Origin of the sequence: Exiguobacterium sp. s36, assembly GCF_018618345.1 — a bacterium.
GTDB classification, from domain to species: domain Bacteria; phylum Bacillota; class Bacilli; order Exiguobacteriales; family Exiguobacteriaceae; genus Exiguobacterium; species Exiguobacterium chiriqhucha.
Map to the genome: position 1 here is coordinate 56,386 of NZ_JACSLW010000002.1, position 18,383 is coordinate 74,768.

The window sequence follows — 18,383 nt, forward strand, 5'->3', positions numbered from 1 at the left end:
GCTACGGCTAGGAAAGGAGGAAGTATGCGTTCACGCATATGTCATACAATGGCTGATCATGAACCCATTCACCAAGACCGAGACACCACGAAACCCGATCCTTCCTCATGGGACCAGCTTCCGATTGGCTTGTTCGCCTTCAACCTGCACGGCCAGATTGTCAGCTATAATGAAGCTTTCATCGATTTGTTGGGTATATTGCCGATTTCGAGTCTATCGCTAGAGCGGTGCTCGTCATCTGCATTCGATTTGGCAGTTGCCATCCGCAACGTCTTGAACGGACAGACGATTCGCATGGCCGGCTGGTATAAACCGCCGGAACGGCAACCTCGCTTCATTCGCACGACGATGTCCCCAAGTTATTCGCCAGACGGTGATCTCGATGGCGGTGTCGGTATTTTAGAAGACGCGACGGAACAACGTCGCTATGAAGAGCGGATGGAACACTTGTCGTCGCTCGATCCGCTGACTGAACTATACAACCGGAAGAAGGTCGGGGATGTTCTCTCGACGACGGCTCAGGAGACCGTCGACAAGCGGGCACCCGCGGCTGTCATCATGCTCGATATCGACTATTTCAAACTCGTCAACGACACGTTCGGCCACCCGACCGGTGACCTCGTTTTGCGATCGATCGCCCAACTGCTCAGGCGCAACATCCGCAAGTCGGACTCGATTGGGCGCTGGGGCGGAGAGGAGTTTTTAATCGTCGCCCCCCAGTCGACACTCGCCGATGGTGTCCAGCTCGCGGATAAGCTTCGGCAGAAGATTAACGCCGAGCCATTCGGTCCCGTCCCGCGCGTCACGTGCTCGTTCGGCGTCAGTTCGCTCGAAGGCGGAAAGACGGTCGAACAGGCGCTCCAAGACGCGGACGAGGCACTTTACGTCGCCAAGAACCGCGGTCGCAACCAAGTGTCGAGCAAACGATAGTTTTGAAAAAGGATGCGTCCCCGCATCCTTTTTTTGTGGACAAACGATTCCGTCAAGTCGGCTAGCCTTTACAAACTTGAGATGATTGATTATAGTTATTGCAGACTCATTATATCTATAATAAAAGGAGTGTTTATGCATGCATGAGCAAGTCACTAAAAAAGCGGCCCGACTCGACTCCCTTCAACGGATGCCGGCAGAAGAAGTATTAAGTTTCTTGTCTTTCGCACCTGATGACCATGTTCTCGATTTGGGTGCAGGGACCGGTTATTTGAGTCTCCCACTCGCTCCTTTGGTCACACGGGTGTTTGCGGCCGATCACGATCAAGGGATTCTCGATTATCTCGAGACGAAAGCGCTAAAGCTCGGTCATGAGAATGTATCTCCCCTCCTCGCAGATTTTCGAAAGTTACCTTTGGATAACGATACGATTGACAAAACGGTCGCCACGATTTCGCTCCACGAGGTGTCTCCGCTGCACGACGCCCTCACGGAAATTTATCGGACTTTGAAACCAGGCGGACGCTTCTTATGCCTCGAATTAGAGAAACAGAGTACGGCACGAGGACCACGAGTCCTCGCTCACGACATGCAGCAGGCGATGCGGACGAGCGGGTTCAACATCATTGAAGTCGTCAATCCCGATTCAACGATTGCGAATCAACCAGTCTATATCATCATTGCCGAAAAGGAGGCATAATCCATGCAATTCTCCAAAAGTACCGACTACGCCCTTCATGCGTTAGCCTATTTGGCAAACCTCAATCCGTCCGGGCCGACCGGGATCAAACAATTGGCTGATGTGTTGAACGTCTCGGAAAGCTATCTGTCAAAAATCATGACCAACTTACGCAAAGATGGACTCGTCAATGCAGTCCCTGGCGCAAAAGGTGGATATGAACTGGCACGTGAGGCATCCCGTATTTCGTTTCTCGATGTCATTCTGGCGATGGAAGGCCGTCAACAACTGTTCGAGTGCTCGAACACGACGTCCAAACAACACAGTATGCTCGTCCAGGAAACACCTGCATCGGGCTGCCGAATCAAGCGCGTCATGGATGCCGCCGAGTCACAGTTCTTCGACTATCTTTCAAATCAGAGCATTCAATCGGTCATCAGTCAGTAAAGCATATTTGTAACAACAAAAAGGGATGATAATCTGCCTAGAACAGATCATCATCCCTTTTTTTATTATACGTTGAAGCGTGATACGAGCTCCTGCAATTCTTCGGCCATATCCGCAAGTGACTTCGCGGATTGAGCGATTTCTTCCATCGAACCGAGTTGGTCCTCCGTCGTCGCCGCCACTTGCTTCGAGGCGACCGAGTTCTCGTCGGCGATATGGGCGATTTGTGTCGCTGCGGCCGAGACCTCTTCGACGTTGGCGGCAATCTCTTCGACCGTCGCCGTCACGTCTTCGATGCGCGGCGTCATCGCCTGCGTCTGGGTCATAATCGTTCGGAAACGCTTGGCCGTGTTTTCCGTCGTCTCGAGCCCGGCTTTCGTATGGGCCGACACTTCTTTCATCAACTGGACCGAACGCTCCGTCTCTTGTTTGATATTGTCAATCAACTCAGAAATCTGTTTCGTCGACTGTTGCGATTGTTCGGCGAGCTTGCGCACTTCACTCGCGACGACGGCGAAGCCTTTCCCGTTCTCACCGGCCCGTGCCGCTTCAATCGCAGCGTTCAAAGCGAGCAAGTTCGTCTGGGTCGCGATGCCGTTGATGACGTCGACGATATTGCCAATCTCGTTCGAACGTTCGGCGAGCGAGTGAATGACTTTCCCGAACGTCTCGACCGATGAGTCAATCGCTTGCATCTGGGCCACGTTTTCAGTGACGGCAGTCGTCCCGTTCTCAGCCTCGAGCGCCGTCTCGCGGGACAGCTCAGACACATCGGTCGAGCTTTCTGCGATACGCATGATGCCACCGGTGATAGCTTGGAGCGAGACAGCGTTATCGTCGAGTTGACGTTTCGAGTCGTCCGCTCCGGCGGCCATCTGTTGGACCGCTCCGGCGATTTGTTCCGAGGCAGCCGTGTTCTGCGCCGAGTTCGCCATCAGTTCCTGTGACGAGGCGGCGACTTGTCCGATTGATTGATCGAGATTTTGGATGATGGCACGCAAGGAACGCGTCATCTCGTTGAAGCTCGCGGCGACACGACCGACTTCGTCATTCGACTCGACGACGATATCTTCGGTCAAATCACCGGCTTGAATCCGTTCAGCCCCGACCGTCAAACGGTTCAATGGTCGCAAAATCGAGCGTAAGATGACATAGAGCAGTCCCGCTGCCAAGACGAGCATCAATCCGATGACCCCAACGGTCGTCCAAAGAATTCCGGACGTCTCATCCGTGATTTCCTCATCATGTAACGTCCCGGCAATCTTCCAACCAGTCAACTCGTTCGTCATGAAATCCATCTGCTTGCCTTTATTTTCGAACTCATAGGCAAAGCGGCCCGCATCTTCTGCATAGAGCGGTTCGATCCATTCGCCCTCCCCTTTCTCCCCGGCCGCCATTGTCGGATGGGTGACGAACTGTTGCAACGCATCAAGAATCGTCACGTAGCCTTCTTTCCCGATTTGAATGCTTGCCGCGACGGCTGCGATATCGTCGACGTCGACGTCCACCGCGATCACCCCGCGACCATCTGTCCCTGTCTGCGACAGCGTGATCATCATCTTGTTCGAGGCTGCATCCACGTAAGGATCCGTCACGACGGCGCTCCCACCGGCCGCTTCTGCCGCCTCATACCACGGACGTGTCCGTGGGTCATAATCATCCGGTAACTCTTGCGCCGGATAAATCGTCATCTCGCCACCAGTCGAGGCGTAGTAAATATTCGTCACGTTCGGATGCGTCTCCAAATACTCGAGAAACTTCTCTTCCAAGTCAAGATTCTCCGCCCCCGACTCGTAGAGGGACGAATCAATCCGTCCGGCAAAGAACGCGACATCGCGTTGAATCGGTTCAATCAAGTTAGTGATTTCATCATTCATCCGCTCCACTCCCGCGTGAGCCGACTGCATGATTTGTTCGGTGATTTTCTGTTTCGCCTGATTGTAGGCGACAAATCCAATCAATAAAGAAGGAATCAATAATAGCACCAGCGACATCGTAATCAATTTTTGTTTAATGGTAATCGTGCGGTCGTGCTTTCGTCTCATAAAACAACTCCCATTCTCGAGAAAACTCGTTATGTTAACCTTTGTATCGGACAAAGCAGGAGAATGTTGACACCCTAGACAAAAAAACATCACCTTTTTCTATTTTTCGTTATTGAAACCCTTTTCATACACAAAAAGACCATTTGTTCACATAAAGCGAACAAACGGCCTCAGTCGTTGGTCAAATAGCGGGCCAGATTGTCGAGCGTGGAGCGAAGCCCGGTGTCGTGATCTTGTTTCTGAATCCCCGGTGGGACGTTCTCACAAACAATTGTAATGCGTGTTCCTCCATCGAGTGCCTCTAAATACCACGTCTGAATCATCTCTCCAGCAAAGGCGGGGTCTGTGGACTCGAACGTTCCGATTTGTACGATTTTGAGGCCGGGAACGAGGTCTAGAAAGCGGCCGTTTGATACGTCGGCCCGGTCAGTCGTTTTACCGGAGGCGAAATCAGTTTCTTCATACGTAAGGACGAGCTGGTACGTGCCGCCAATCCAAGGCTCGAACACGGTCGCGCGAGCCGACATACCTTCCGGTGGGAGCCACTCGACGAGCTCCTTTTTGTCGAGAAACGCTTGATAAATTCGATCTGGTGATGCCTCAATCCATGTCATGGCCGTATCAATCCGTCGATTCATCACTTATCACCTCTTACATGTCGTTATTGAATTCTCTATCAACTATTCGCGTACCCAATCACCAGTTCTCAGCCCTCGATACGAGTCATTGATTGAACTCGTTTTCGGTCCAACTTGCCTAAAGACGTATAGGGCAGCTCTTTAACGAAAGCGATTTCTCGAGGGATTTGATAGGTTGCCACTCGTGTGCGTAACCAGCTCAAAAGTGCTTCTTCAGTCATTTGTTTATCAGAATATAATTGGACGTATGCCTTCAGAATTTGGCCAGCGTAGACATCGTCTACACCGATGACAGCGACGTCTTCGACACTCGGATGGGTGCACAGCGCAGCTTCGATTTCCGACGGATAGATGTTGTTGCCGGCTGAAATGATCAAGTCGTCTGTCCGTCCACATAAAAAATAATACCCGTTCTCGTCCCGATAACCCATATCGCCCGTTTCAATCCAGAGGTCTGGGCTATTTTTCATGGACCATGTATTCCGAATGCAAAATTGACCGATTCTACCCGGTCCAACTTCTTTTCCGTCCATCACGACCTGCAATCGGTTTCCCGGAATTGCTTTTCCGAGCGTGTCTGGATGATCATATAAATCTTCAGGTGTCGCAATGATGTTCAAACCGGCTTCCGACGTCCCATATAGATTGTATAAGACATTCCCCAGATGATTGGTTACTTCACTCACTAAAACCGGATTTAGTTTTGCACCCCCAGACGCAATGCAAGCCAAGGAACCAAGCGCTTCTTGGTCGTGCTTCAATATTTTATGGACCATCAAAGGAACGACCGTGACCACTTCGACTTGATGCTGCCGAATGAGGGCGCATGCGTGTTTCGCATCAAAGCTCTCTTGCATGACAACTTTCTTTCCCAGAGCAAGAAAGGATAATAGGACAGCGATCCCATAGCCATGGTAAATCGGCGTGGCGATATAGGCCGTATTGTAGGTTGGCAGCTGCAATCGGTTCAGTAAAGCCGCAAACGGATGGAGGAAGTTAAACAGGGACGGACGGTGAATCACTTGTTTCGGCTTCCCAGTCGTGCCACCGGTCAACAGCACAATCTTTCCGCTGGATGAAGCCGTCAGTTTGGCTTTTTGGTGTGAAGCCGACGTTGACAACCTGTTGATGGATTCTTGCGTTTCATGATAACTGACGAGTTTTGCATGCTGATAGGACGATTTTTCAATCAATCCACGAAATTCTTCGTCGTAAATCAGGAAGTCGAAGAGATGTTCTTGTACGAGCCGGTCGAACTGCTGTTGACTCATGGCACAATTGAGCAAATATACATCTGCGCCGAGCCGCGATGCAGCAAAAATGCCTTGCACGAACGACGCGTGGTTTTTACAGAAGAACGCCACTTTATGGCCTTTCACAATCCCATACCTCTCTGCTAAAAGAGAAGCTAGATGTTCACAGCGCTTCTTCAACTCCTCATAATTGATTGTTCCCCGACCATCCACCAAAGCAATCTTTTGGCCGCCTGTCTTTTCCGTCAATGCAAAAAGAAGCATCAGGTTGACACCGTTTTGACGGATTGCCAAGCAAAGACGTCCTAAGTTCGATAAGGAAAGAAAATTGAGCTGCGACAATATGTTCAACAAATTAAACATTGCTTCTGTCACGCTCCTTTTTCTTGACTAACTTGAGAACGATAAAGGATAACGGTGACCTGAAAACGACTGAAGCCCATTGACCTAGAATCAGCCACCACGGTTTATAGACGTTCCGTTTCGTATACAAGGCGTGACCAATCATTTCCGCCACGTGAACCGGTGACATGGCGGGAGAGTTCTGATAAGCAATCGTCGGTTCGATCATCGGTGTCCTCACGAGCGGCAAGTAAATCGAAGTGGTGTATATGTTTTTGACTTTCAGTTCCGGCTCCGCCGAGCGCAACCACGTATCAAACGCGGTTTTAGACGCCTGGTAGGCAGCCCAGTAAGGTACAGGCAAGAGCAAGACGTTGATTGTAGAGACGTTGATAATTTGTCCGTTCTTTTGGGCAAGCATCGGAATGAGCGAGAGCAATAACTGGACCGGGGCAAAATAATTGAGTGCCATCGTACGTGTGAAGTCATGGTAACGATCCAGCGATTGGACAATTGGACGGTTGATGGAGATGCCGGCGTTGCTGACGACAACATCTAATCCGTCCGGCAATTGGTTCAGAAATGCCAGCAATTCGATTCGTTCCTCTTCGTTTCGCAAATCTGCCGGGAATACCGTCACACGGGCTGAAACCTGTTCAATGTCGTCTTTCATGGCGTTCATGTTTGCTTCGCTGCGGGCCACTAGAATCAGGTGCGCAGTCGTATCCGCTAACAGATAGGCGAACGCCTTGCCGATTCCTGAACTCGCTCCAGTGATTAGGACCGTCTTCCCGTCCACTTCTTGTTTCATCTTTTCGAAATGAAAGGAAGGCGATAAAAATAGAAACTTCTCCAAAAGCGTGTAGTTATGCATATAGCCAGCACCTTTTTATAAAATATTGTGATTGAATCAGGAATCACTGTTGACTTAATGTTCGAGATACATATCCAAATGCAACAGCTCGTCTCGAAGCGGCGACAAATCTTTTACCGAATGGACCCCCATCATATAGTCGTATCCGAAGAACACCTTGAACGTGTATTGTTTGTCTGACTCATTCTCTTTATACTCTAACTCGGCATAAAGCGTATTCCGGAACATGAGGCGAAACATGTTCGGGACTTGGTCTCGGGACATGACCTTTCCTGGCTTCACTTTTTTACGAAGTTCTCTCATCCGGATCGGATAAAGCTCATTGAACGCGTGTTGCGAAAAAGGTCGATAGTCATAGTCGCGTCGTTCTAGATAGGAGACGGTCAATGTCTTTACGCCTAAATAGAACATGATTTGCTCAATCGCTTTGACGTAATTCGATTCCACGCGGAGATATTCCTCCAATGTGAAGACGACTCCGTCAAACGTTCGATTGATGTCAGAGATTTCGGTCCATTCGTCAATCTCACCTCTCGTTTCAGGATGATATTTGGTTACGCTATAGATGTTCATCTAGTCACCTGGCCTGTTCTTTAAATATTGGCAGTCTAAAAAACGGACACAACGGTTGAGTCGTGTCCGAGCATACGCCGACGACGGCGTCGTGATCCCCTTTCGTCCACCCGTAGGCGACTTCGCGCAGATTGAGCCAACCCCGTTGCGTTGATGGTCTATTAACATGTAATCGATACGCCGCTTCATCATAAATCACTCCGTCTTGAGAAACGGAGACCTCACTGTCGTCAGCTTAGACGGTAAAAACGCATCAATTGCTTCTATGACTTCCTGTAGAACCTCAATCGTACCGAACGTATCGACATCCCTCTCTAGCCCATGGTTCACTCCCATGAGCAGGTGCGTCTTGAGCGATGGGATGGCCGCTAACGCGTCTACCCGATTCGCCGTATAACAATGGTCCTTGTCACCGATGACGACGAGTTGAGATGCCCGGGTCGTCCTCATCGTCTGTGTCACATCCTCGCGTCCAAGGAGCGGCGTCAACCAAATGACATGTGCCTCGTGGAATATGGGACGGGTCAACTCATGGTCTAGCGCGACGGTACCAAGCGACTTCCCGACGAAGACGAATGCTTCGTATTCATGTGTCGATAAGACATGATCGATGACCGTCCGCACATCGTGACGGACGACGTCGTCGATGTCATCGATGTGCGCATAGTCGTCACGGTAATATTGGTAGTTGATTTCCAAAATATCGCTTGAGCGTTCTAAGAGCAAGCTCGTTGTAAAATGGAACATCGGGGCAGCGGTCGAATACCGAAACCCCGGTAGTAAAATCGCGAGTTGCCGCGATGGCCTGTCCTGCGTCAACAAAGTATACGAGACTTCAATCCCGTCAAATCCTTTTAGCTTAGTTGTCTGTTATTGCATGATGATCCCCCTTATTTATAAAAACGGACGCGACCCGCTCAGGCCGCGTCCGTTCATGCGCCGACGATGGCGTCGTGATTCCCTTTTGTCCACCCGTAGGCGACTTCGCGCAGAGCGAGTTCCCCGAATAAACGCTCTTTCGCATCGATGACCTGCCCATCACGTTGCTCATAGAACGTGCGGTAAGGGTTCAATTCGAGCGCCCAAATGATGAGCCCGTGATTCGACATCGCTTGAATCGCTCGCTCTAGCAATAGCGAACCAATCCCGTTACGCTGATGGTCCTCTAGAATGTAAATCGCATAAATCTCATTCGGATGGTCCGGATATTCGCCCGTCCGTTCTTCCCCGTAAAGAACGAACCCGACGATTTCCTCTTCGACGATGGCGACAAACCCTTCGACTTCTCGTTTCGCGAGGGCGCTGCGGACCTTTTCAGACCACTCGATCGCGTTCGAACCGAGCTTCAAGAGAAAGTCGGTCGGCACAATTCCCCGATAGGTTGTGCGCCATCCGTTCACCCTCACCCGCGCAATCCCGTAAGCGTCTTTTGGCTCGGCTTTCCGTACGAGCATCCGTACCCCCTCCTTAGCGTAAGTTTTACAAGTATTTTACCACAAATCACCCAATCGAAATCAGACTTCTTCCAGATTTGACTGACAATCATTTGACAAAAAACGACCGTAGGAAATCCTACGGTCGTACTGGTCAAGCAACGTTACGCGTTGTTGTAGCTTGCGTCTCCGTCAATGGTTTTTTCAAGAATGAGAGGAGAAGTGCTCCAATCAAGGCTCCCGCAAGAATCGCAAGGGCGTAAAGACCCATGCTCATAGCGACGTTTCCAGCTCCTTCAAGGAGTGGGAAGACGAAGATTCCACCGTGCGGCGCTGGCAATTGGATGGCGAAGAAGGCTGACAATCCACCAGCGATGGCTGATCCGAGAATCGCTGACGGCAATACCCGAATCGGATCGGCCGCTGCGAACGGAATGGCCGCTTCTGTGATGAACGAGGCTCCCATGATATACGCTGTCTTCCCGGCTTCACGTTCTTGTTTCGAGAACTTTTGACGGGCGAATACAGTCGATGCGAGTGCGACGAGAAGTGGTGGCACCATCCCGCCGGCCATGACGGCCGCCATGACTTCTTGGTTACCGGCAGTAAGTGCCGCTGTACCGAAGACGTAGGCTGTCTTGTTGATTGGACCGCCCATATCGACGGCCATCATTCCACCAACGATAACACCGAGCAAGATGGCGTTCGCTCCGCTCATGCCGTTGAGTGTGTCCATCAACCATGTCATGAGTGCAGCGATTGGTTCGTTGACGACGAGCAACATGATCATCCCAGAGATGAATGAGCCGAGTAACGGATACAACAGGACTGGCTTGATTCCTTCAAGTGTGGCCGGCAACTTCGCGAGCGCTTTCTTCAAGAAGAGGACGACATAACCGGCAAGGAAACCGGCGATGAGTCCACCGAGGAATCCGGCGTTCCCTTGGCTGGCGAGTGCCCCGGCGACGAGACCTGGTGCGAGACCTGGACGGTCGGCAATCGACATCGCGATGAAACCAGCAAGAATCGGAACAAGGAAGCCGAACGCTGCGCCACCGATTGTCATGAGTTGGGCGGCGAATTCGTTGTATGACGGGTCATCCGGGTTAGCCGAGTTGATGCCCCAGAAGAAACTGAGGGCAATCAAGAGACCACCAGCGACGACGAGAGGAAGCATCGCAGATACCCCGCTCATCAAGTGCTTGTAGATACCGGTGCGCTGTTCTTTTTGCTGACCTGACTTCCCAGTCGCTTGATAGACCGGTCCATCTTGTTTCACAGCACGATTAATCAACTCTTCTGGCTTCCGGATCCCTTGGGCGACCGGGACTTCAATGACGTGTTTACCCGCGAAACGATCCATCTCGACGGCTTTATCAGCCGCGACGATGATGGCTGTCGCTTTCGCAATATCAGCCGCTGTCAATTCATTCTTGACGCCGGTCGAACCGTTCGTCTCGACTTTGATATCGACACCCATCGCTTCCGCTTTCTGCTTCAAGCTATCGGCGGCCATGTACGTGTGAGCGATACCCGTTGGACAAGCCGTGACAGCAAGGATGTAAGGTGCATCGGCTTGAACCGGTTTCGAAGCAACAGGAGCCGCCTCAGCCGCTTCTTTTTCTTCGATGGCCCGAATGACGTCATCTTCTGACGTGGCTGCATAGAGACGTTCTTGGAACGCTGGATCCATAAGGAAGACAGATAATTTCGAGAGTGTTTCCAAGTGTTCGTTATTGGCGTGTTCTCCAGCGGCGATCATGAAGAACAAGCGGCTGTTTTGGCCGTCGAGTGCTTCGTAATCGATGCCTTCCGAGCGTCCAAAGGCGATGGCCGGTTGTTTGACGGCCTTCGTCTTCGCGTGCGGGATGGCAATCCCTTCACCGAGTCCGGTCGTACTTTGTGCTTCACGTGCGAGGATGGCGTCGCGGTAGCCGTTACGATCCGATAGTTTGCCAGCGCGGTCGAGCACGTCGACGAGTTCTTCGATGACTTCGGCTTTCGAACGGCTGCGGAGATTCAGTTGAATCGTGTCCTTTTTAAGAAGGTCCGTGATGTTCATGTTGTTTCCTCCAATCGAGATAGTGGGATGACGCTGACTTCGCCGACCAGGCGGTCCACGTCTTCTTTTGTGCACAGCCCGAACGTATATGCAGACGCGCTGCCGGTCGTGACCGCATAGCGGAACGCTTCGGTTGCGTCGTGGTCGAGAATGTTGGCGACGAATCCGGCGACGAGTGAATCGCCTGCTCCGACCGAGTTGACGAGTTTGCCGCTCGGTGTGTTCGCCGTATAGGCGCCTGAACTGTTGACGAGCATCGCACCGTCACCGGCGAATGAGACGATGACGTTTTGGGCACCGCGTTCGACCAACTGCTCCGCATACGGGAGCGCCTGTTCGAACGTCTCGATGTCTGTATCGAACAGTTCACCAAGTTCATGGTGGTTCGGTTTAATCATGAGCGGATTGAGTGAGAGGACTTCGAGCATCGCTTCCTTCGTCGTATCGACGACGAACTCGGCACCGTTTGCCCGCACCGTCTCAGCGAGCGTGCGGTAGAGTGTATCCGGCAGATTGCCCGGAATGCTTCCGGCGAGGACGACGATGTCGCCCGGTTGAACGTGATCGAACTGACGCGTCAACCGTTCAAGTTCCGTGTCCGAGATGACCGGGCCGCTCGCGTTCAATTCCGTCTCTTCTTGCGCTCGAATCTTGACGTTGATGCGCGTCTGACCATCGACTTCGACGAAATCGGTTTGGACGCCCTTGTCGGTCAGCGCCTTCTTGATGAAGTCTCCCGTCGTGCCGCCGACGAATCCTAACGCGACTGTGTCGACGTCATATTCACGTAAGACGAACGCGACGTTGATGCCTTTTCCTCCGGCCCGCTGCGTCGTCTCTTGAATCCGGTTGACTTCACCGAGGACGACTTCAGGGAGCGTCACGTAATAATCGATTGAGGGGTTCAGTGTTAACGTGTAAATCATTGGGCGTTCACCACCTTTGTGATTGATTGAATTGAACTGACGCTTGTCGAGTCGCTCCATGTGACGAGTGTAGCCGCTTCGAGCGGAGCCACCCGACTGAACGAACGTTTCCCGAATTTTGAATCGTCCGCCAAAATGTACGCCTCGCGAGCCAGTTCGATTGCTGTTTTTTTGACGAGTGCCTCTTCCGGGTCTGGGGTTGTGTACCCGGCCTCTAGGTCGACGCCATTGATGCCAAGAAAAGCGAGGTCGACCCGATAGTTCATCATGCTCTCCCGAGCGTTATAGCCGACGAGTGCCTGTGTCGACCGTTTCAACTCACCACCGATCACGAACGTCTTGATATCGAGGTCGAACAAGTCGTTGGCGATTGGTAAACTGTTCGTCACGACGATGACGTCTTTTCCATCTAAAAAAGGAACCATCGCTTGCGTCGTCGTCCCGGCATCGAGATAGACGGACATCCCGTCTTCGATGAATGTCGCGGCCTTCCGTGCAATCGCGACTTTTTCATCGACGTGCTGATCTCGTTTCTCCTCGAACGTCGGCTCTTCTTCGTAGCGGGCCACGAGCGTTGCGCCGCCGTGTACCCGTTCGAGATAACCTTCTGCTTCGAGGTCGGTCAAATCCCGGCGAATCGTCGACTCCGACGATGCCGTCAACTCGACCAATTCTTTCAATTTGACAATCTTTTGCTCCGACAGACGTTGCAAAATCAGTTGATGTCGTTGCTTCGTTAACATCATATTCCCTCCGTAGCTCTAATATAAAGCGTTTTCATTTAAAAAACAATCATAAACATTCAAAAACATTCATCTTTTTTTACGTTTTCACAATTATAACATAAAAAACGGTCACTTAGTGACCGTTTTTGACAGTTCGTTATCGTTTCATCAACCAATCGTTCAATCGGCGGATGAGTTCGGGATGAAGCGGTGCCTCAATGGCGTTTCGATATTCCTTATGCAATGTGAGGAGCGCATGCGGACTCGTCCGTTCGACGAGCAAGTGGTTCATGTTGTGGATGATGTGGCTGTCGATGTCCCCTTTCGTCCGAATCGAGTGGACATGCTCCGGCGGGACTTGGACATCGCGGTCACCGGTCAGGGCGAGCACCGGGACCCGCACATGTTCGAGTCGCTCGCGGACGTCATACGACGCATGCTCGCGAATCCATTTGGCGTTCACGACTTGGCCGCGGTACTTGAAGGCGGCGACGTTCGTCCGCAGCGACCGTTCGAGCAAATCGTCTTGGCGCTGGCGAATCTTCTTCGGGACGCCGGTCAATCGATAGAACACGCCCTTGAGTCCTTTCACCGAACCGACTTCAGTTGCGAGTGCGTCGGCTTGCAGCAAGAACATCTTCTTCGAGGAATCGTTGAATCCGGCAAGAAGAAGCAGTCCGGCCGCGTTCGTCTCGAGCTGGACCGCCGGGGCGATCACTGCCCCTTCGCTGTGACCAAGCACATACATGTCACCTGCGTCCGGCTCCTGTTTGATGGCGTTGACGACGGTGATCGCATCTGTAACCAAATCGTGCAGCCCGACTTTATTGAAATCACCGTCCGATTCACCGATGCCTTGTTTATCATAGCGGTAGACGTTGACACCCATCTCAAAGAGCGCCTCGGCCAACTTTTTATATGTGCCGAATTGGGATGGTCCAAGATTGCCGTCCCGGTCGCTCGGCCCACTCCCGCTGAGCAGGACGACCGTCTTACGGGGTTCGCCGTGGGTCATCCACGTACCGGCCAGTTGTCCATAATTCGTTGTCACGTTCAGTTGTCGTTCCATTGTATCGCCTCCCCTTTCATCATACCGAAGTATTTAAGAGAGGACGAGTGTTTATCCGTAAAGAAAAGACGTTCTTATTAGGAACGTCTCGGGGAAAATCGTTTCATTGAGTAATCAGCCACTGCTTCAGCCATTCAACTTGCTCTTCCATCACTTCATTGGATAGACGATCTAGATTATCGTATTCAGTATGCAAGTCATAAACCGCCAACCGCGAATCGCTCAGGACGGCTAGAGGTAAGTCAGCTTCTCCGTAGCTGTCCAGACTTGAACTGCCTAATATCGTCACATCAAGTGCTTCGAACGGTTCTGTCTCTAAAAAGGAGTGGCGTTTCATCCCAATCGTTCGAATGTAAAGTGGGTCGTCCCCCGTTCCCATGGCATCTAACTGCAGAATCGTCTTCAACGATGGTTGACGCTCTTTCAATTGAGCGAGATAGTCATCACTTGCCTCTTCTCCAAACCCACTACCATTTAAAAAAACGTAGCGGATTGTGGCATCGGTTTTCACACCGTCCATCTTTTCTAAAAAATGATAAAGGATGGGAGACCCACTAACGCTTGATAGGACATGATCCCCTTTCCACGAAGCGTCAAGGCGAGACATGATGACAATTTCTTCATCCCCTTCCCCTTGTTGTACATACTCTATATACGGTATTTCTTCGAGGTACGGTTCGATGACAATCATTTCGCCATCACGAAAAGCTTTGGCCGCCTCTCCATCGATTCCGGTACCCCCAATTGGTAATGTATAGGAAACAATCACGAAGCCGCTCTCATCCGGTTCATTTGGATGCGGTGTAATGACGTAACCGGCTGCCCCTGCTTCAGCGAGTTTACCTAAGTAACGGTTGGCCGCTTCATCATTATCGATGACCCCGTAATAATCTGACGTATAGGCCGTATGCGACTTTTCGAGAGAAGTGTCTGTCATCGGCAACACGATCACTTTGCCTTCTACTTGTTCGATGGGGTCATCCCAGTTCATATGTAAAAGTTCACCTTCGATCTCCTGTTCGAGCGCCATGCTCGAGTATCCTTCAAAATAATCGTCGCCTAGATAAATGTCCGTCCAATAAGTAGAGCGCTGGACGTAATGGACGATACGCTTCGCACTCACTTCTAGCTCTGTACCAAATGTGTCAAAAACTCAAAACTATCGTAACTATCTGCATCCGATCTTGTGACGCAAAATATTCAGCCGTCTCATAAGGACTTGTTGATGAGAGCGGATTGAAATAAAGAAAAACGGTAAATAGTGCCGACAGTAAGCTGTACATAATTGTCATCTGCGTATCTCCATGAAAAAAAACTCATCAATAAATGGTTGTATTATCCTATTATATTAAGTTATCTGACAATTGTATATTTCTTTTTCACAAAAAACGGCCTCCCTCTGAATGAGGGAAACCGTTTTGATCGGTGCAAGACTTATACACCTTCGTATGCAGCGTACATGATCTCTTTCAATTCTTCGACGAGCGGCATTTTCGGGTTGGCCGTCGTACATTGGTCTTCGAACGCGTCGACTGCCATCTTGTCGACTTTCGCGTCGAGCTCCGCTTTCTTGATGCCTTGGGCTTTGAACGAGAGCTTGATGTTCAAGCGCTGACCGAGCTCGATGACAGCTTGAATGAGTGACTCGACGCCTTCCTCCGTTGTGCTGGCTGGAAGTCCGAGGTAGCGCGCGATTTCTGCGTAACGCTCGTCGGCGATGAATGACTCATATTTCGGGAACGCCGCGAGTTTCGATGGGCGTGTCGCATTGTAGCGGATGACGTGCGGCATGAGGATCGCGTTCGTCCGTCCGTGTGGGACGTGGAACTCGCCACCGATTTTGTGTGCGATCGAGTGGTTGATACCGAGGAACGCGTTCGCGAACGCCATACCAGCCATTGTCGATGCGTTGTGGACTTTCTGACGCGCTTCGGCGTCACTTCCGTTCTCATACGCTTTCGGGAGGTAATCGAAGATCATCTTCATCGAACGAAGCGCGAGTCCGTCTGTATAATCGTTAGCCATGACTGAGACGTACGCTTCGATGGCGTGTGTCAACACGTCCATTCCTGTATCGGCCGTGATTGATGCTGGGACCGTCATGACGAACTCAGGGTCGACGATGGCGACGTCCGGTGTGATCGCGTAGTCAGCGATCGGGTATTTGACGTTGCGTTTCTTATCCGTGATGACCGTGAACGGTGTCACTTCAGAACCCGTGCCTGATGTTGTCGGGATGGCGACGAACATCGACTTGTTACCGAGCGTCGGGAACTTGTACGTCCGCTTGCGGATATCCATGAATTTTTGGCGAAGGTTCGAGAACTTCTCTTCTGGGCGTTCGTAGAAGAGCCACATGCCTTTCGCGGCATCCATTGGTGATCCACCGCCGAGAGCGATAATCATGTCCGGTTGGAAGTGGCGCATCGCTTCGGCACCGCGCATCACCGTTTCAACTGACGGGTCTGGCTCGACTTGGTCGAAGATGCGGTACTCGACGCCAGCTGGCAAGTTTTTGACGACTTTATCGGCAAATCCGAGTTTGACCATCATTTCATCGGTAACGATCATTGCCCGTTTTTTCGATGTGAGCGATTGAAGGTACTGGACCGAGTTTTTCTCAAAGTAAATCTTTTCTGGGACTTTAAACCACTGCATATTCACGCGACGTCTCGCCACCTTTTTCACGTTGAGTAGATGTTTCGCCGTCACGTTCTCAGAGACGGAGTTTTTACCGTACGACCCACAACCGAGTGTGAGTGATGGTGTCATTTCGTTATAGAGGTCACCAATCCCACCGTGTGCCGTTGGCGAGTTGACGATGATGCGGCAAGCTTTCATCCGGAGTCCGAAGGCGAGGATGGCGTCGTCGTCAGTCGAGTGGATCGCTGCCGTATGTCCGAGACCACCGATTTCAAGCATCTTCTCAGCGATGGCAAATCCTTCTTCACGCGATTGGACTTTATAAGCACCGAGCACCGGGCTGAGTTTCTCGTGTGAGAGCAACTCTGTCGCACCGACCGTCTCGAGTTCGGCGATCAAGATTTTTGTATCGGCCGGGACTGTGAGTCCAGCTCGTTCGGCGATCCAGGCTGCCGGCTTCCCGACGATTTCCGGGTTGACCGCACAAGAGTCTGTTTTGATAACGAGTGTCTCGAGTTTCGCTTTCTCTTCTGGTGAGCAGAAGTAGCAACCGAGCGCCGTCATTTCCGCTTTCACTTCTTCATACACTTCTTGGTCGACGATAATCGCTTGTTCAGATGCACAGATCATGCCGTTGTCGAACGTTTTCGACAAGATGACGTCCGAGATGGCGCGTTTCACTTTTGCTGTTTTGTCGATGTAGGCCGGAACGTTACCAGGACCGACGCCAAGGGCTGGTTTACCAGTCGAGTAGGCTGATTTGACCATCGCCGCTCCACCAGTTGCGAGGACCATGGCAACACCTGGGTGGTTCATGAGCGCTTTCGTCGCGTCGAGTGACGGTTTTTCGACCCATTGAATCAAGTGTTCCGGAGCTCCCGCTTCGATGGCTGCGTCACGAAGGATCCGTGCCGCTTCACTTGAACACTGTTGTGCCGACGGGTGGAAACCGAAGATGATCGGGTTACGTGTTTTGATGGCGATGATTGCTTTGAACATCGTCGTTGATGTCGGGTTCGTGACCGGTGTGACCCCGGCGACGACTCCGACTGGTTCCGCGATGTACGTGATACCGTTTTGCTCATCGTCCTCGATGACGCCGACCGTCTTCTCGCCACGGAGTGAGTTATAAATATATTCTGTCGCAAAGATGTTTTTGATCATTTTATCTTCAAACACACCGCGACCGGTTTCTTCATATGCATGTTTCGCGAGGGCGACGTGTTGTTCGAGACCTGCGAGCGCCATCGCTTGAACGATTGCATCGATTTTCTCTTGGTCGAACGTCATCAATGTCTCGAGCGCCGTGTGGGCTCTAGTGACGAGCGTGTCGACCATCTGTTCTGCTGATGTTTCTACTACTGCTTTCTCTTTAACTGCCATGTTGGTTTCCTCCTCATGAATGAGAGCTTATACTGTTGACTTGATGGAGAGCACGGGGCAATCAATTGGTTCGAGAAGAGTTTGTGCTTTCCTTCACATTCATAGAATACAACGTTTCTCGCATTTTGTGCGTGACAACAATGTGAACTCTTTCACAATATTTTTCAGGGGAATGAGGATAGGGCTTGCTTTTTCATATGTCGCTCAGTAAAATCGAATGCGTTTTCATGAAAATAAAGTATATGCGATATGAAAACGCTTACATACGTTGTGTCCATGATGGGGCGAATGCGCTGTGCAAAATGTCACGGGATGAGGATTGGTCGTCCACCCTGCGCTCGGTCGTGTATAATGAAGAAAG

Annotated in this window: 16 protein-coding genes; 3 read left to right on the forward strand and 13 right to left on the reverse strand. The window is 51.2% G+C overall.

What is annotated here, in order from left to right; genetic code table 11:
• The first annotated feature begins 24 nt into the window (after window positions 1-24).
• The 3 genes from KNP95_RS05760 to KNP95_RS05770 all read left to right on the forward strand — a co-directional run bounded on the left by KNP95_RS05760 (window position 25) and on the right by KNP95_RS05770 (window position 2,056).
• Window positions 25-930 carry a GGDEF domain-containing protein gene (locus KNP95_RS05760; protein ID WP_214836039.1) on the forward strand — a complete coding sequence of 302 codons (906 nt, stop codon included), beginning with the start codon at window positions 25-27 and terminating at the stop codon, window positions 928-930.
• A 139-nt stretch (window positions 931-1,069) separates the two neighbouring features.
• The gene (locus KNP95_RS05765; RefSeq protein ID WP_214836041.1) at window positions 1,070-1,630 is read left to right on the forward strand and encodes a class I SAM-dependent methyltransferase; all 561 of its coding nucleotides are present in this window, start codon (window positions 1,070-1,072) and stop codon (window positions 1,628-1,630) included.
• 3 nt (window positions 1,631-1,633) lie between these two features.
• Complete coding sequence (locus KNP95_RS05770) at window positions 1,634-2,056, forward strand: RrF2 family transcriptional regulator (protein ID WP_214836044.1); 423 nt, start codon at window positions 1,634-1,636, stop codon at window positions 2,054-2,056.
• Between the two features lie 65 nt (window positions 2,057-2,121).
• Here the strand turns inward: KNP95_RS05770 and KNP95_RS05775 are convergent, their stop codons facing one another.
• The 13 genes from KNP95_RS05775 to adhE form a co-directional block, all read right to left on the reverse strand.
• On the reverse strand, window positions 2,122-4,101 hold the full coding sequence (locus KNP95_RS05775) for a methyl-accepting chemotaxis protein (RefSeq protein ID WP_214836047.1): 1,980 nt from the start codon (window positions 4,099-4,101) through the stop codon (window positions 2,122-2,124).
• 170 nt (window positions 4,102-4,271) lie between these two features.
• On the reverse strand, window positions 4,272-4,739 hold the full coding sequence (locus KNP95_RS05780; RefSeq protein ID WP_214836050.1) for an SRPBCC domain-containing protein: 468 nt from the start codon (window positions 4,737-4,739) through the stop codon (window positions 4,272-4,274).
• Window positions 4,740-4,807: 68 nt separating this feature from the next.
• Window positions 4,808-6,286, reverse strand: coding sequence for a class I adenylate-forming enzyme family protein (locus KNP95_RS05785; RefSeq protein ID WP_251138497.1), 1,479 nt, complete (start codon window positions 6,284-6,286; stop codon window positions 4,808-4,810).
• A 61-nt stretch (window positions 6,287-6,347) separates the two neighbouring features.
• Window positions 6,348-7,208, reverse strand: coding sequence for an SDR family NAD(P)-dependent oxidoreductase (locus tag KNP95_RS05790; RefSeq protein ID WP_214836053.1), 861 nt, complete (start codon window positions 7,206-7,208; stop codon window positions 6,348-6,350).
• A gap of 54 nt (window positions 7,209-7,262) precedes the next feature.
• Window positions 7,263-7,781: a hypothetical protein gene (locus KNP95_RS05795; protein ID WP_214836055.1), complete on the reverse strand. Its 519-nt coding sequence runs from the start codon at window positions 7,779-7,781 to the stop codon at window positions 7,263-7,265.
• A 195-nt stretch (window positions 7,782-7,976) separates the two neighbouring features.
• Complete coding sequence (locus KNP95_RS05800; RefSeq protein ID WP_214836056.1) at window positions 7,977-8,528, reverse strand: alpha/beta hydrolase; 552 nt, start codon at window positions 8,526-8,528, stop codon at window positions 7,977-7,979.
• A 185-nt stretch (window positions 8,529-8,713) separates the two neighbouring features.
• Window positions 8,714-9,235 carry a GNAT family N-acetyltransferase gene (locus tag KNP95_RS05805; RefSeq protein WP_214719670.1) on the reverse strand — a complete coding sequence of 174 codons (522 nt, stop codon included), beginning with the start codon at window positions 9,233-9,235 and terminating at the stop codon, window positions 8,714-8,716.
• A 133-nt stretch (window positions 9,236-9,368) separates the two neighbouring features.
• Window positions 9,369-11,276: a PTS fructose transporter subunit IIABC gene (locus KNP95_RS05810; RefSeq protein WP_214836058.1), complete on the reverse strand. Its 1,908-nt coding sequence runs from the start codon at window positions 11,274-11,276 to the stop codon at window positions 9,369-9,371.
• Window positions 11,273-12,202: a 1-phosphofructokinase gene (gene pfkB, locus KNP95_RS05815; RefSeq protein ID WP_214791395.1), complete on the reverse strand. Its 930-nt coding sequence runs from the start codon at window positions 12,200-12,202 to the stop codon at window positions 11,273-11,275. The genes KNP95_RS05810 and pfkB overlap by 4 nt, the downstream gene beginning before the upstream one ends.
• The gene (locus KNP95_RS05820; RefSeq protein WP_029595570.1) at window positions 12,199-12,945 is read right to left on the reverse strand and encodes a DeoR/GlpR family DNA-binding transcription regulator; all 747 of its coding nucleotides are present in this window, start codon (window positions 12,943-12,945) and stop codon (window positions 12,199-12,201) included. The genes pfkB and KNP95_RS05820 overlap by 4 nt, the downstream gene beginning before the upstream one ends.
• A 139-nt stretch (window positions 12,946-13,084) precedes the next feature.
• Window positions 13,085-13,996, reverse strand: a complete 912-nt coding sequence (locus KNP95_RS05825; RefSeq protein WP_214832735.1) for an alpha/beta hydrolase — start codon at window positions 13,994-13,996, stop codon at window positions 13,085-13,087.
• Between the two features lie 103 nt (window positions 13,997-14,099).
• Window positions 14,100-15,119: a zinc-binding metallopeptidase family protein gene (locus KNP95_RS05830; protein WP_214836060.1), complete on the reverse strand. Its 1,020-nt coding sequence runs from the start codon at window positions 15,117-15,119 to the stop codon at window positions 14,100-14,102.
• A 311-nt stretch (window positions 15,120-15,430) separates the two neighbouring features.
• Window positions 15,431-18,022: a bifunctional acetaldehyde-CoA/alcohol dehydrogenase gene (gene adhE / locus KNP95_RS05835; protein WP_214836062.1), complete on the reverse strand. Its 2,592-nt coding sequence runs from the start codon at window positions 18,020-18,022 to the stop codon at window positions 15,431-15,433.
• Window positions 18,023-18,383: the final 361 nt, after the last annotated feature.

Bases quoted from the DNA above. Each gene is read 5' to 3' on its own strand.
- KNP95_RS05760 (WP_214836039.1), top strand. From the start codon at position 25: ATGCGTTCACGCATATGTCATACAATGGCTGATCATGAACCCATTCAC.
- KNP95_RS05765 (WP_214836041.1), top strand. From the start codon at position 1,070: ATGCATGAGCAAGTCACTAAAAAAGCGGCCCGACTCGACTCCCTTCAA.
- KNP95_RS05770 (WP_214836044.1), top strand. From the start codon at position 1,634: ATGCAATTCTCCAAAAGTACCGACTACGCCCTTCATGCGTTAGCCTAT.
- KNP95_RS05775 (WP_214836047.1), bottom strand. From the start codon at position 4,101: ATGAGACGAAAGCACGACCGCACGATTACCATTAAACAAAAATTGATT.
- KNP95_RS05780 (WP_214836050.1), bottom strand. From the start codon at position 4,739: ATGAATCGACGGATTGATACGGCCATGACATGGATTGAGGCATCACCA.
- KNP95_RS05790 (WP_214836053.1), bottom strand. From the start codon at position 7,208: ATGCATAACTACACGCTTTTGGAGAAGTTTCTATTTTTATCGCCTTCC.
- KNP95_RS05795 (WP_214836055.1), bottom strand. From the start codon at position 7,781: ATGAACATCTATAGCGTAACCAAATATCATCCTGAAACGAGAGGTGAG.
- KNP95_RS05800 (WP_214836056.1), bottom strand. From the start codon at position 8,528: ATGTTCCATTTTACAACGAGCTTGCTCTTAGAACGCTCAAGCGATATT.
- KNP95_RS05805 (WP_214719670.1), bottom strand. From the start codon at position 9,235: ATGCTCGTACGGAAAGCCGAGCCAAAAGACGCTTACGGGATTGCGCGG.
- KNP95_RS05810 (WP_214836058.1), bottom strand. From the start codon at position 11,276: ATGAACATCACGGACCTTCTTAAAAAGGACACGATTCAACTGAATCTC.
- pfkB (WP_214791395.1), bottom strand. From the start codon at position 12,202: ATGATTTACACGTTAACACTGAACCCCTCAATCGATTATTACGTGACG.
- KNP95_RS05820 (WP_029595570.1), bottom strand. From the start codon at position 12,945: ATGTTAACGAAGCAACGACATCAACTGATTTTGCAACGTCTGTCGGAG.
- KNP95_RS05825 (WP_214832735.1), bottom strand. From the start codon at position 13,996: ATGGAACGACAACTGAACGTGACAACGAATTATGGACAACTGGCCGGT.
- adhE (WP_214836062.1), bottom strand. From the start codon at position 18,022: ATGGCAGTTAAAGAGAAAGCAGTAGTAGAAACATCAGCAGAACAGATG.